The organism is Variovorax sp. J22P240, from assembly GCF_030316855.1.
Lineage (GTDB): Bacteria > Pseudomonadota > Gammaproteobacteria > Burkholderiales > Burkholderiaceae_C > Variovorax.
Map to the genome: position 1 here is coordinate 1 of NZ_JASZYR010000022.1, position 11,898 is coordinate 11,898.

The 11,898-nt window shown below is 67.1% G+C and carries 11 protein-coding genes; 10 read left to right on the plus strand and 1 reads right to left on the minus strand.

Annotated elements, in window-relative coordinates; translation table 11 throughout:
* The first annotated feature begins 269 nt into the window (after positions 1 to 269).
* The gene (locus tag QTI24_RS28970) at positions 270 to 2,171 is read left to right on the plus strand and encodes an ATP-binding cassette domain-containing protein (RefSeq protein ID WP_286605206.1); all 1,902 of its coding nucleotides are present in this window, start codon (positions 270 to 272) and stop codon (positions 2,169 to 2,171) included.
* Positions 2,172 to 2,244: 73 nt separating this feature from the next.
* A complete protein-coding gene (locus tag QTI24_RS28975; RefSeq protein ID WP_286605207.1) occupies positions 2,245 to 4,005 on the plus strand; it encodes a phospholipase D family protein in 1,761 nt (586 codons plus the stop codon).
* A gap of 18 nt (positions 4,006 to 4,023) precedes the next feature.
* On the opposite strand, the gene QTI24_RS28980 is transcribed toward QTI24_RS28975, so the two are convergent.
* Positions 4,024 to 5,454 (minus strand): aminotransferase-like domain-containing protein, encoded by a 1,431-nt coding sequence (locus QTI24_RS28980; RefSeq protein WP_286605209.1) that lies wholly within the window; start codon positions 5,452 to 5,454, stop codon positions 4,024 to 4,026.
* A gap of 107 nt (positions 5,455 to 5,561) precedes the next feature.
* Here QTI24_RS28980 and QTI24_RS28985 point away from each other — a divergent pair, with 107 nt between their 5' ends.
* From QTI24_RS28985 to QTI24_RS29020, 8 genes are read left to right on the plus strand one after another with little or no spacing between them, the layout of a single operon-like run.
* Positions 5,562 to 6,161 carry a LysE family translocator gene (locus QTI24_RS28985; protein WP_286605211.1) on the plus strand — a complete coding sequence of 200 codons (600 nt, stop codon included), beginning with the start codon at positions 5,562 to 5,564 and terminating at the stop codon, positions 6,159 to 6,161.
* On the plus strand, positions 6,158 to 7,087 hold the full coding sequence (locus tag QTI24_RS28990) for a DMT family transporter (RefSeq protein ID WP_286605212.1): 930 nt from the start codon (positions 6,158 to 6,160) through the stop codon (positions 7,085 to 7,087). Before QTI24_RS28985 ends, QTI24_RS28990 begins: the two co-directional genes overlap by 4 nt.
* 24 nt (positions 7,088 to 7,111) lie before the next feature.
* Positions 7,112 to 8,326 carry an aminotransferase-like domain-containing protein gene (locus QTI24_RS28995; protein WP_286605214.1) on the plus strand — a complete coding sequence of 405 codons (1,215 nt, stop codon included), beginning with the start codon at positions 7,112 to 7,114 and terminating at the stop codon, positions 8,324 to 8,326.
* 49 nt (positions 8,327 to 8,375) lie between these two features.
* The gene (locus tag QTI24_RS29000; RefSeq protein WP_286605215.1) at positions 8,376 to 9,011 is read left to right on the plus strand and encodes a LysE family translocator; all 636 of its coding nucleotides are present in this window, start codon (positions 8,376 to 8,378) and stop codon (positions 9,009 to 9,011) included.
* Between the two features lies 1 nt (position 9,012).
* Positions 9,013 to 9,654: a glutathione S-transferase family protein gene (locus tag QTI24_RS29005; RefSeq protein WP_286605216.1), complete on the plus strand. Its 642-nt coding sequence runs from the start codon at positions 9,013 to 9,015 to the stop codon at positions 9,652 to 9,654.
* A gap of 5 nt (positions 9,655 to 9,659) precedes the next feature.
* The gene (locus QTI24_RS29010; protein WP_286605217.1) at positions 9,660 to 10,565 is read left to right on the plus strand and encodes a PhzF family phenazine biosynthesis protein; all 906 of its coding nucleotides are present in this window, start codon (positions 9,660 to 9,662) and stop codon (positions 10,563 to 10,565) included.
* A gap of 10 nt (positions 10,566 to 10,575) precedes the next feature.
* Entirely contained in the window at positions 10,576 to 11,262 is a 687-nt protein-coding gene (locus QTI24_RS29015; RefSeq protein WP_286605218.1) for a VOC family protein, read from the plus strand.
* A 2-nt stretch (positions 11,263 to 11,264) separates the two neighbouring features.
* The gene (locus tag QTI24_RS29020; protein ID WP_286605219.1) at positions 11,265 to 11,897 is read left to right on the plus strand and encodes a LysE family translocator; all 633 of its coding nucleotides are present in this window, start codon (positions 11,265 to 11,267) and stop codon (positions 11,895 to 11,897) included.
* The last annotated feature ends 1 nt before the right edge of the window (position 11,898 follow it).

An 11,898-nucleotide genomic window follows, 5' to 3' on the forward strand; every position in this document is an offset into this window, starting at 1 on the left:
TTTTCAATCCCGTCAAGCCCGAAGGACTTTTTCTCAACCTCTTCCGACTCCCCGCAACCCCCTCTTCAGGAGCCACTCAGCGAGTCGTTTTCTGCTGAGCCTTGGATTATGGCTAGCTTTTTCAAAGCTCGTCAAACTTCCTCGGATTTTTTCTTGACTTCGCCAGGCGGCCCCGAGGGGCTGGCCTGGAAGGAGACGCCTTCGCGTTCTCAGCCGAGCCTACGAGTATATGCCAAGAATCCAGTGCTCGACCGGATAATTCGTGCCACATGGCACTCATCACACTCCTCGACGCCCAACTCGCGTTCGGTCACGTCCCGCTGCTCGATCATGCGGACTTCTCTCTCATTGAATCGGAGCGCATCGGCCTGATCGGCCGCAACGGCGCGGGCAAGTCATCGCTCCTCAAAATCCTGGGGGGCCTGGAGAAGCCCGATGACGGGACGCTGCAGGTCCAGCAGGGCTTGCGCGTCACCTACGTCGCGCAGGAACCTCTTCTGGATATGGATGCCGACGTGTTCACCGCGGCAAGTGCAGGGCTTGCAGCGGTGATCGCGATTCGCGACCAGTACCTGTCCGGCGCTCCAGGGCTCGACCTGGACGCGCTCCAGTCGCAGATTGAAGCCTTCGACGCGTGGAACTGGGAGCAGCGCGTCGACGAGACACTGCATCGCCTGCATCTGGACGGCACCGCCCGCATCGGCTCTCTATCTGGCGGCACGCGCAAGCGCGTCGCACTCGCTCAGGCGCTCGTTGCAGCGCCTGACGTGTTGCTGCTCGACGAACCCACCAACCACCTAGACCTCGATTCCATCGAATGGCTGGAGCAGTTGCTCATCGACTTCAAGGGAAGCGTGGTGACCATCACCCACGACCGCAGCTTCCTGAATCGGGTGGCTACACGCATCGTCGAGCTGGACCGGGGAAAGCTCAGCTCTTACCCAGGGAACTTCGAGCAGTACCTCATCCAGAAGGAAGAACAACTGGCCCAGGAAGCCGTCATCAACGCCAAGGCCGACAAACTGCTGGCGCAAGAAGAAATCTGGATCCGCAAGGGCGTCGAGGCCCGCCGCACGCGCAGCCAAAGCCGGATCAGCCGGCTCGAGGCGCTCCGTGCCAACCGGTCCACGCGGCGCGAAGTCCTGGGCAGCGTGAACATGGATGTCGCTTCAGGCCAGGCCAGCGGCAAGATCGTTGCCGAGTTGACGGACGCCACCAAGGCGTTCGGCGAGAAGACGGTCATCCGGAAGTTCAGCGGGACGATCCTTCGCGGCGACAAGGTGGGGCTGATCGGGCCGAACGGCGCCGGCAAGACCACCCTGCTCAAGCTGATCCTCGGCGAACTGGAACCGGACAGCGGCAAGGTCCGCCGCGGCGCCAACCTGCAAGTCGCCTATTTCGATCAGATGCGCAATGCGCTGAACCTCGACGCCACGCTGGAGGACTTCATCAGCCCCGGCAGCGAATGGATCGAGATCGGCAGCCAGCGCAAGCACGTCAAGAGCTACCTGGCAGACTTCCTCTTCTCGCCCGCCCGTGCGCACTCGCCGGTGCGATCGCTGAGCGGCGGTGAGCGCAACCGGCTGCTGCTCGCGCGTCTTTTCGCGCGCCCCGCCAACGTGCTGGTGCTCGACGAACCGACGAACGACCTCGACATCGACACGCTCGAGCTCCTCGAAGACTTGCTGCAGAACTACGACGGCACGGTCTTCCTCGTCAGCCATGACCGGACTTTCCTCGACAACGTCGTGACGAGCACGATCGCGTTCGAAGGCGACGGCCACTGGCGCGAATACGAAGGCAGCGTGCAGGACTGGCTGACCCAATCGAAGCGCGCGCGAGAATTCGCCGAGCAGCGCGCGGCCGCGTCGGCGCCGGTCGCGCCCCCGGCGCCCGCGCCGGCGCCTGCGGTGGAACCCGCTGCCCGCACGATCCGCAAGAAGCTCAGCTACAAGGAACAGCGCGAACTCGAAACTCTGCCGGCGCAGATCGCCGCATTGGAAGACGAGCAGAAGCGCATCACCGAAATCCTCGAACTCGACGGCGGCGCCATCTACGCCACCGACGCATCGCGCGCGGCCGAACTCGGCGAGCGCCACGCCCGCATCGACGACGAACTGCTTGCCGCACTCGAGCGCTGGGAAGAACTCGGCTCAGCGCGCCAGGGCTAACGGCGCCTTTGTCCGACGCGGGGCGCACGCGGGTCGCGCTATACATGCGGTACCCAGGCTCACCCCCCGCCGCATGTCCTCATTCCTCCGGCACCTTGCCCTCCTGTTGCAACGCTCCCTCGCGATCGGAGGAGTGGCGCTTTGCCTCACCGCGTGCGCCGAGCTTCCGAAGAATGTCGACCGGCCGGTTTCCACCGCGCTGACATCGCCATCGGGCACGCCGTTGGCGACCGTGGTGCAGAAACGCCGGGACGCAGCGAGGGGACGCTTCGAATCCGGCTTCATGTTGCTGGACGGCCCCCCCGCCGCCTACGGCAGCAGGCTCGCCCTTGTGGAGGGCGCACAGAAGACGCTGGACCTCCAGTACTACGCGATCCACGCAGACGCCAGCACTGCACGCCTGCTCATCGGCGTGCGCGATGCGGCCCGGCGTGGCGTGCGCGTGCGCATCCTGCTCGACGATTTCCACAGCACCGGCCGCGACGCGCTCGTGATGCGCCTCGCTTTCGAGCCCAACATCGAGATGCGCATGTTCAACCCGCTCGCCGGCGCGCGGGCGTCCACCGTGGGGCGCCTCTTCAACTCGCTCGACGACGCACCGCGTATCCAGCAGCGGATGCACAACAAGCTCTTCATCGCCGACAACGTGCTGGCCGTGACGGGGGGGCGCAACCTGGGCGACGCGTACTTCGGCAACGCCAGCAAGGCCAACTTCATCGATCTCGACGTCCTGGTTGCGGGACCGCTCGTGCAGGACCTGTCGCGCAGCTTCGACGCCTACTGGAACAACGAGCGTGCCTATCCGGTTCAATCGCTCGTGACGCGCGAGGAACTCGACGAAATGCGGGCTCGGGCGAAAAAGGCCGATGCGGCCCAGAGTGCCGCCTCGGCCGCAGACGGGACGCGGGCGGCAAACGGCGAACAGCGTCCGCAAGGCGAAGCCCCCACCGCCGAACAGCGCGCCCACGCGTGGGACCAGAAGGCGATGGACCTGAGCACTGCGACCTTCGTATGGGCGCCCGCCGTCGTACTGGTCGACCGACCGGGAAAGATCGCGGCGGATGACGCTGGCCCGAGCGCCGGCACCGGCAAAGCTCCCGGCCTCGTGGTGACACGACAGACCGGGCGACCGCCCGGCGCGCGCCCCGGAAATTCGCTCGACGCCGCCGCCGATACGGCCGCAGGCGGTGACACCGTGGTCGAAGGCCTGCTTCAACTGATCGGCCTGGCCCGCAGCGACCTCCTGATCATCTCGCCGTACTTCGTCCCCGGTCCCGACATGAAGCAAGCGTTTGCCTCGGCGCGAGCGCGCGGCGTGAGGATCCAGGTGCTGACGAACTCGCTGGCCTCGAACGACGCACCCGTGGCTCACGTCGGCTACGCTCGGCATCGCGAAGAGCTGCTCGCGATGGGCATCGAGCTCTACGAACTACGCAGCGAGCAGGCTGGCCTCAGCAGCGCCTTCGGCAGCTCCGGCAGCTCCGGCAGCAACATGTCAGGCGAATCGCGCTCGATGCTGCATTCCAAAGTGCTGGTGATGGACGGCCGCATGCTGGTGGTGGGCTCCATGAATCTCGACCTGCGCTCGCAGTTGCAGAACACGGAGATCGCGCTGCTGATCCGCAGCGATGAGCTCTCCCGCGTGGCGACCGGCAAGATAGAGACCGCGCTGCGGGAGGGCGCTTGGCGCGTAGAACGCAACGATGGGCAACTCGTCTGGCGCGCCCCGCAAGGCAGCGGACTCCAGGACACGACCACCGAGCCCGACGCCAGCACCAGTCTCCGGATGATGCTCAAGCTGTTCGGGCCGCTCGCACCCGACCGACTGTTGTGACCGCCCGCGCGGCAGACCTCAGGCCTGCTGATCCCTGACCCGCGCGAACACTTTCCAGAACGTCGCGTCCTGCGCGGTCGCGAAATTGATGCGCATCAAGGTGCTGGGCGGCCTGCGGGCATGAAACAGGGAGCCGGGCGCCAGAAGGTAGCCCTCGTCGAGCATGCGCTGCGTAAGCGCGTCGGTATCGACGCCGGTGTCGACCCAGCCGAAAAGCCCCGCCGGCTCCGAGGCGAGCTTGCAGCCCGCGGCCAGCGCCAGTTTGACGGTGCGGCCTCGCGCCCCATCGAGCCGCAGCCGGACGCGCTCGGCATGCCGGCGCAACTGCCCCTGGTCGATGCACCAGGCCAAGGCCTTTTCGAATAGCGAGGGCGTCGTCAAGGTGGCGAGCAGCTTGGTTTCGAGCAGGCGCCCGACCAGTTCGGGCGATGCCGCGAGAAAGCCGATGCGCCAGTTGGGCGCGAGGATCTTCGCGAAGCCACTGACATAGATGGTGCGCTGCAGGCCGTCGAGCGCGCTGAGCCGGGTCGCGTGCTCTGGCGCGAGGTGGCTGTAGGTGTCGTCCTCGACGATGTGGAAGTCGTGCCGATTGGCAAGCTGAAGCACACGGTGCGCGCTGCCCGGCGTGAGGCTGTAGCCGGTCGGGTTGTGCAGCACGCTGACGCTCACGAAGAGCTTGGGCTTGTGGCCCTCGCCTGCATTGCAGTAGCGCTCCATGACCTCGAGGTCGGGCCCGTCGGCCTTGCGCGGCACGGGAAGAATTCGCATGCCGAGCGCTTCGAGGCGCGCGAATTCGAGTGCCCAGCCGGGCTCCTCGACCATGACTGGATCACCGGCACGCAGCAGGGTCCGACTGACGATATCGAGCGCGTGGGTGGCGCCGATCGTCGTCAGGATCTGCTTCGGACCCGCCGGCACGTTGATGCTTCCCAGCTTGGTGGCGAGGCTGCGGCGCAGCCCGCTGTCCCCTTCGGGCTCGCCGTACTGCAGCGAGAACTCCTGCAAGGCCTTGGTGTTGGTCACGCGGCGCACGGCGGCCGGCATGAAGGTCGACTCCAGCCATTCGGGCGGGAAAACGCCCATGCCGGGTTGCGGCTTGTCGCTCGGGCGGTGGAACATGCCGCGGATGAGGGTGCTCGCATCGGCCGCCACGATCTGGGGGGGCGGCGGCTGGACGACCAGGTTCATGCTCGACAAGGCCGGACCGCCGTGGACCGCGACCGAGTCGCGCACAAAGAAGCCGCGTTGGCGCCGCGCTTCGACCAGCCCCTGCGCCAGCAACTGGTCGTAGGCCGCGACCACCGTGTGCGGGCTTACGCCCTGCTGCCGCGCGCATTCGCGCACTGAGGGCAAGCGCGCACCGGGCGCGAGCAGACGGTTGCGAATACGCTCGGCGAAGCGGTCGGCGAGCTGCTCCGTCAGCGACTGGGTGGAGGTGCGTGTCAGCATGCGCGTCTTGTCCCTGCTCTGTGTCGATCATCAAGCCGATACAGTGTCAGCTCTTGTTCGGCAATCTGTACTGCAACTGTAATGGTCCTCAGTTTAAAGTGTGTCCCATGAACTGGCAAGAATTCACTGCGCTGCTGGTGCTGGCCACGGCGATGAGTTTTTCGCCAGGGCCGAACACCACCCTTTCCACTGCCCTAGGCGCCAACGGCGGCCTGCCTCGCGCGATGCGTTTCGTCATCGCGGTGCCGGTGGGCTGGACGCTGCTGCTTGCGCTGTGCGCGGCAGGCATCGGCGCACTCGTCGTCGCCGTGCCGTCGCTGCGCTGGATCATCAAGGCGCTCGGCATCGTCTACCTGTTGTGGCTGGCATGGAAGCTCAGCGGCAGCGCAGCGCTCGGCCAGGCCGACGGCGAACAGCTCAGGGTCGGTTTCAAGCAAGGCGTGATGCTGCAGTTTCTCAACATCAAGGCCTGGCTGCTGGCCCTGACGCTGGTCGCGGGCTGGATTGCCGGGCAGCCGGATGCGTTGCGGCGTTTCGCGATCGTCGCACCGGTCATGCTGGTGTACGCATTCACGAGCAACTTCGTCTACGCACTCGCCGGGGCGTTGCTGCGCAACTGGCTGGCCCAGGGGCGCCGCCTTCTGTGGTTCAACCGTGCGATGGCGGCCGTTCTCGTGCTGACGGCTTGGTGGATGGTCAGCGTATGAAGATCAAGGACGAAACGCTTGGCATGTGGCTCGGTGTGCTCGGCGTGGCCTTCTTCGCGGTCACGCTGCCGATGACGCGGCTCGCCACGGGCACGCAGGCCGCGCCGCAACTCTCGCCCTGGTTCCTGACGCTCGGCCGCGCGGCGCTGGCCGGTGTGCTGTCCGCCCTCTTCCTGCTCGCCACGCGCTCGCCCCTGCCGAAGCGCCCGCAGTGGAAGCCATTGGGCATGGCCGTGCTCGGCAACGCGATCGGCTTCCCCTTGCTCCTGGCCTTTGCGCTGCGTGTGGTCAGCGCCAGCCACGCGGCGGTCATCACCGCGCTGCTGCCCCTGGTGACGGCAGCGTGCGCCGCCTGGGTGCTGCACCAGCGCGCGCGGCTGGGCTTCTGGCTTTGCGCCATCGCCGGCAGCTTGCTGGTGGTCGTGTTCTCGCTGCTGCGCGCCGGGTCCCACGGCGGCGGCTTCGGCTTCGAATGGGCGGACGTGCTGTTGGTCGGCGCGGTCTTTGCCGCCTCGCTGGGCTACATCTACGGCGCGCAGGTCACGCCGGCACTGGGCGCAGAGCGCGTGATCTGCTGGGTCTGCGTGCTCGCACTGCCCGTCTCGCTGCCGGGCACGCTGTGGCTGTGGCCGCAGCAGCCGGTGGCCGTATCCGCCTGGGTCGGATTCGTCTATGTCGGCGTATTCTCGATGTGGGTGGGCTTCTTCGCCTGGTACCGCGGCCTCGCCATGGGCGGCGCGCTGCGTGTCAGCCAGACCCAGCTGCTGCAACCCTTTCTCTCGATCCTCGCCGCGGTGCCGCTGCTCGGCGAGCCTCTCGATACCGTGACCCTCGGCTTCGCCGCCGCCGTGGTCGCCACGGTGGTCGCGGGGAAGAAGCTCTCCCAGCCGCGCAATCCGGCCGCGCTCGCCACGGTCTCGCGATAACCCATCGCACTCTAAGGAAACAACATGAACTGGAAACTCGCCGCCCGCGCCGAAAAGATGAATCCTTCGGTGATCCGTGAAATCCTCAAGGTCACCGAACGCCCCGGCATCATCAGCCTCGCCGGTGGCCTGCCCTCGCCCAAGACCTTCCCGATCAGCGATTTCGCCGACGCCTGCGCCGAGGTACTGCACAAGGACGGCCAGGCGGCGCTCCAATATGCCGCTAGCGAAGGCTACGGCCCGCTGCGCGAAGCCGTGGCCGAGATGCTGCCTTGGCCGGTCGACCCCGCCCAGGTGCTGATCACCACTGGCTCGCAGCAGGGCCTGGACCTGATCGCGAAGGTGCTGCTCGACCCCGGCAGCCGCGTGCTGGTCGAGACGCCGACCTACCTCGGCGCGCTTCAGGCCTTCTCGCCGATGGAACCCGAGCCGGTCAGCGTGGCGAGTGACAACGAGGGCGTGATGGTCGACGACCTGATCGCCAAGGCCCCGGACGCCCGCTTCGTCTACCTGCTGCCCAACTTCCAGAACCCGACCGGCCGGACCATGACCGAGGAACGCCGCGCCGCCGTGTCCGCGGCGGCGGCGAAGGCCGGGCTGCCGATCGTCGAGGACAACCCCTATGGCGAACTCTGGTTCGACGAAGCGCCTCCCCCGCCGCTCACGGCACGCAATCCCGAGGGCTGCATTTATCTCGGCTCGTTCTCGAAGGTGCTGGCGCCGGGCTTGCGACTGGGTTTCATGGTCGCGCCCAAGTCGATCTACCCCAAGCTGCTGCAGGCCAAGCAGGCAGCCGATCTGCACACGCCGAGCTTCAACCAGCGCATGGTCTCCGAAGTGATGAAGGACGGCTTCCTGGCTCGTCACGTGCCCACCATCCGCAAGCTGTACAAGCACCAGCGAGACGCCATGCTGGCGGCGCTCACGCGTGAAATGAAGGGGCTGCAGGTCGAGTTCACCCAGCCGGCCGGCGGCATGTTCCTGTGGGTGCGCATGCCCGAAGGCATCGACACGGTCGCGCTGCTGCCCAAGGCGGTGGAGCGCGGGGTGGCTTTCGTGCCGGGCGCACCGTTCTATGCCGGCGCCAGCGACCCGCGCACGATGCGGCTGTCCTTCGTGACGGCGAGCGTCGACGAGATCGACACCGCGATCGCCGCGCTGGCCGAGGTCGTGCGCGAGCAACTGGCGCACAACGCAGCGGCCGACGTGCAGCGGCTGCTGGCCGCCAGCCCCACCTGAACCGGCCCCATCACGGAGCGGCGGTGCACAACATCGAGATCTTCACGCCATGATCGACGGCGGCACGCTCTCGCTGTTCCTGCTCGCTGTGCAGGCGTTGTTCCTCTCGCCGGGGCCGAACATGGCCTTCGTCCTCTCGCATGGCATCGCCATGGGGCCCCGCGCTGGCTTGGCCGCCGGACTCGGCATTGCCGGCGCGGATCTGGTGCACACGCTCTGCGCGGCGACCGGCGTCACCGCGCTCGTGGCTGCGTGGCCGCCGTCCTTCGACGTGCTGCGCTACGCGGGCGCGCTCTATTTGCTGTGGCTTGCATGGCAGGCCCTCCGCTCCGGCGATGCAGCCCTGCACGGCAGGGCCGATGTCGTGAGCTTCGGGCGCGTCGTGCGCATGGCCTGGCTCAACAACCTAGTCAACCCGAAGGCACTGCTGTTCTTCATGGTGTTTCTGCCGCAGTTCGTCTCGCCCGCACGCGGCAGTGTGCCGATGCAATTGCTGCAACTCGGCATTGCGCTTTCGCTCGCCGGGCTGCTGTTCAATACCATGCTCGGCGCGTGCAGCGGCCAGATCGGTCGCTGGTTGCAGCGCCGTCACGCCGCGGGATTTCAGCGCGGCCTGCTGGCCACGGTGATGGTCGCGCTGGCGCTGCGTCTTCTGTTCATCGACCGTCCATCCAAAGGACTCTGACATGCTCAACATCTGGGGGCGCATCAGCTCCATCAACGTTCGCAAGGTGGTGTGGTGCGCGCAGGAACTCGGGCTGGACTTCCAGCGCACGGAGGCCGGCGGCAAGTTCGGCGTGGTGCAGACGCCCGAGTACCAGCGGCTGAACCCGAATGCCCTGGTACCGGCCATCGACGACGGCGAGGGCGAGGAGCGCGTCACGCTCTGGGAATCGAACGTGATCGTGCGCTATCTCTGCGCAAAGCATTCGATGGGCAGGCTCTACCCCGATCTGCTGTCCGAGCGCTTCGATGCCGAGCGCTGGATGGACTGGCAGCAGACCACGCTCAACCGGGCCAGTGCCGGCGCATTCAGGCAATGGGTGCGGACGCCGGCGGCGCAGCGCAACCTCGAAGTCATCGAGCAATCGGTTACCACCACCGAACCGCTGTTCGCGATGCTCGACGCCCATCTCGCCACGCGCACGTTCATGCTGGGCGACAACTTCACGATGGCCGACATTCCGGTCGGCTGCGAAGCGCACCGCTGGTTCGGCCTGCCGCAAACTGAATACACCCGGCCCATCTGGCCGAATGTCGAACGCTGGTTTGGCGATCTGCGCAGCCGCGCGGGCGCGCGCGGCGTGCTCGACCTCGCACTGGAATGACGTCGATGACCAACCGCCCCTTCAAGCAAGTCGATGTCTTCACGTCGACGCCCTACTTCGGCAACCCGCTCGCCGTGGTGCTCGACGGCACCGGCCTCGACGACGCCGAGATGCAGCGATTCGCCAAGTGGACGAATCTTTCCGAAACGACCTTTCTGCTGCCGCCCACCGAGCCGACCGCCGACTACCGCGTGCGCATCTTCACGCCCGGCGGCGAACTGCCCTTTGCCGGCCACCCCACGCTGGGAAGCTGCCACGCCTGGCTGCAGGCCGGCGGCAAGCCGAAGTCAGGCGCCTGCATCGTGCAGCAGTGCGCACAGGGACTGGTGCTGATCCAGCGCGAAGGCGAACGACTGGTCTTCGCCGCTCCGCCACTGCGGCGCAGCGCGCCGAGCCCCACGCTGCTGGCCAAGGTCGCGGCCGCACTCGGCCTCAAGGCCCAGCAGATCACCGCGGCGCAATTGCTCGACAACGGCCCGGTGTGGCTCGGTCTCCTGCTGGAAGACGCCGACACCGTGCTCGCGCTCAAGCCCGACCATCGCATGCTGCGCGAGTTGGGCCAGAAGGTCGGCGTCGCGGGGATCTGGTCGACGGACGATTCGCCCCCGCTGATCGTTCGCTCGAACCGCGAGGCCCGCGCCTTTGCGCGCACCGAGGAAGCGCCCGCCGGGATCGAAGTGCGCGTCTTCGCTGCGCCGGTCGGCATCGAGGAAGATCCGGTCACCGGCAGCTTCAACGCCAGCCTCGCGCAGTGGCTCATCGCCGACGGCCAGATGCCGGAACGCTATGTTGCCGCCCAAGGCCAGACGCTGGGCCGGTCGGGACGCGTGCACGTCACGCGCGATGCCGACGGGCAGGTCTGGATCGGCGGATCGTCGGTGACCTGCATCGACGGAACGGTGGCGATCTGAGGTCGCTGTCATGAAAGCGCGTCTCGATCACCTCGTCATCGCAGCCCGCACCCTCGACGAAGGCGTGCGCTGGTGCCAGGCCACCTTCGGCATCGAGCCAGGCCCCGGCGGCGCGCATCCGCTGATGGGCACGCACAACCGCCTGATGAAGGTGGCGACCGCGGACTTTCCGCGCGCGTATCTGGAAATCATCGCCATCGATCCGAACGCCCGACCCACCCGGGGGGCCGGCGCCCATCGCTGGTTCGACCTGGACGACGCCTTGCTGCAAACGGCGCTGGCGCGCGGCGGTCCGCGGCTGGTCCACTTCGTCGCCGAGGTGCCCGATGCCGGAGCCGCCGTTCAGGCACTGGCCGATGTGCGCATCGATCGCGGCCAGGTGCTCGAGGCATCGCGCGACACGTCGGCCGGCCGACTGTCATGGCAGATCACGGTGCGCGACGACGGCCAGCGCCTTTTCTACGGTGCGCTGCCGACGCTCATCGAATGGGGTCCGGTGCATCCGACCGACAGCATGGCCGACTCCGGAGTCACGCTGCGCTCGCTCGATCTTGCCCATCCGCGCAAGGCGGATCTCGAGGTCGCGCTCCGTGCCATCGGCCTGTCGGGCGTGCCGCTGGCAACCGGCGCACCCCGTCTCCGCGCGGTGTTCGACACGCCGCGCGGCACCGTCACACTCGAATCCGGAGGAATCTGAACATGCTGAGCGCCACCGAACTCGCCTGGTTCTCGCTTGCGGCACTGGTGCTCGTGCTGACACCTGGCCCGAACATGATCTATTGCGTGTCGCGCACGCTGTGCCAGGGCCGCGCGGCCGGACTGATCTCGCTGTCGGGCGTGCTCCTGGGTTTCGTGGTGCACCTGATGGCGGCGGCGCTCGGGCTGACGGCGCTGCTGGCCGCGGTGCCCTTCGCATTCGATGCGATCCGCCTGGCCGGCGCGGCGTATCTGCTCTGGCTCGCCTGGCAGGCGGTAAAGCCCAACGGCACTGCGCCTTTCGAAGCGCGGCTGTTGCCAGACGACCCGCCGGCCAAGCTCTTCAGCATGGGCTTCCTCACCAACCTGCTGAATCCCAAGGTGGCGATGTTCTACCTGTCCTTCTTCCCGCAGTTCCTCCATCCGGAACGCGGCTCCGTGCTGCTGCAGAGCCTCGCGCTGGGGGCCGTGCAGATCGGCGTGAGCGGCGCCGTCAACGCGATGCTCGTGCTGACCGCGGCGAGCATCACGGCCTTTCTCTCGCAGAGCGAGGGCTGGCTGCGCGCGCAACGCTACGTGATGGGCAGCGTGCTCGCGGGACTGGCCGTTCGCATCGCGATGACCGATCGCAAGTAGC

Bases quoted from the DNA above. Each gene is read 5' to 3' on its own strand.
- QTI24_RS29010 (WP_286605217.1), top strand. From the start codon at position 9,660: ATGACCAACCGCCCCTTCAAGCAAGTCGATGTCTTCACGTCGACGCCC.
- QTI24_RS28970 (WP_286605206.1), top strand. From the start codon at position 270: ATGGCACTCATCACACTCCTCGACGCCCAACTCGCGTTCGGTCACGTC.
- QTI24_RS29020 (WP_286605219.1), top strand. From the start codon at position 11,265: ATGCTGAGCGCCACCGAACTCGCCTGGTTCTCGCTTGCGGCACTGGTG.
- QTI24_RS28985 (WP_286605211.1), top strand. From the start codon at position 5,562: ATGAACTGGCAAGAATTCACTGCGCTGCTGGTGCTGGCCACGGCGATG.
- QTI24_RS28995 (WP_286605214.1), top strand. From the start codon at position 7,112: ATGAACTGGAAACTCGCCGCCCGCGCCGAAAAGATGAATCCTTCGGTG.
- QTI24_RS28980 (WP_286605209.1), bottom strand. From the start codon at position 5,454: ATGCTGACACGCACCTCCACCCAGTCGCTGACGGAGCAGCTCGCCGAC.
- QTI24_RS28990 (WP_286605212.1), top strand. From the start codon at position 6,158: ATGAAGATCAAGGACGAAACGCTTGGCATGTGGCTCGGTGTGCTCGGC.
- QTI24_RS29005 (WP_286605216.1), top strand. From the start codon at position 9,013: ATGCTCAACATCTGGGGGCGCATCAGCTCCATCAACGTTCGCAAGGTG.
- QTI24_RS29015 (WP_286605218.1), top strand. From the start codon at position 10,576: ATGAAAGCGCGTCTCGATCACCTCGTCATCGCAGCCCGCACCCTCGAC.
- QTI24_RS29000 (WP_286605215.1), top strand. From the start codon at position 8,376: ATGATCGACGGCGGCACGCTCTCGCTGTTCCTGCTCGCTGTGCAGGCG.
- QTI24_RS28975 (WP_286605207.1), top strand. From the start codon at position 2,245: ATGTCCTCATTCCTCCGGCACCTTGCCCTCCTGTTGCAACGCTCCCTC.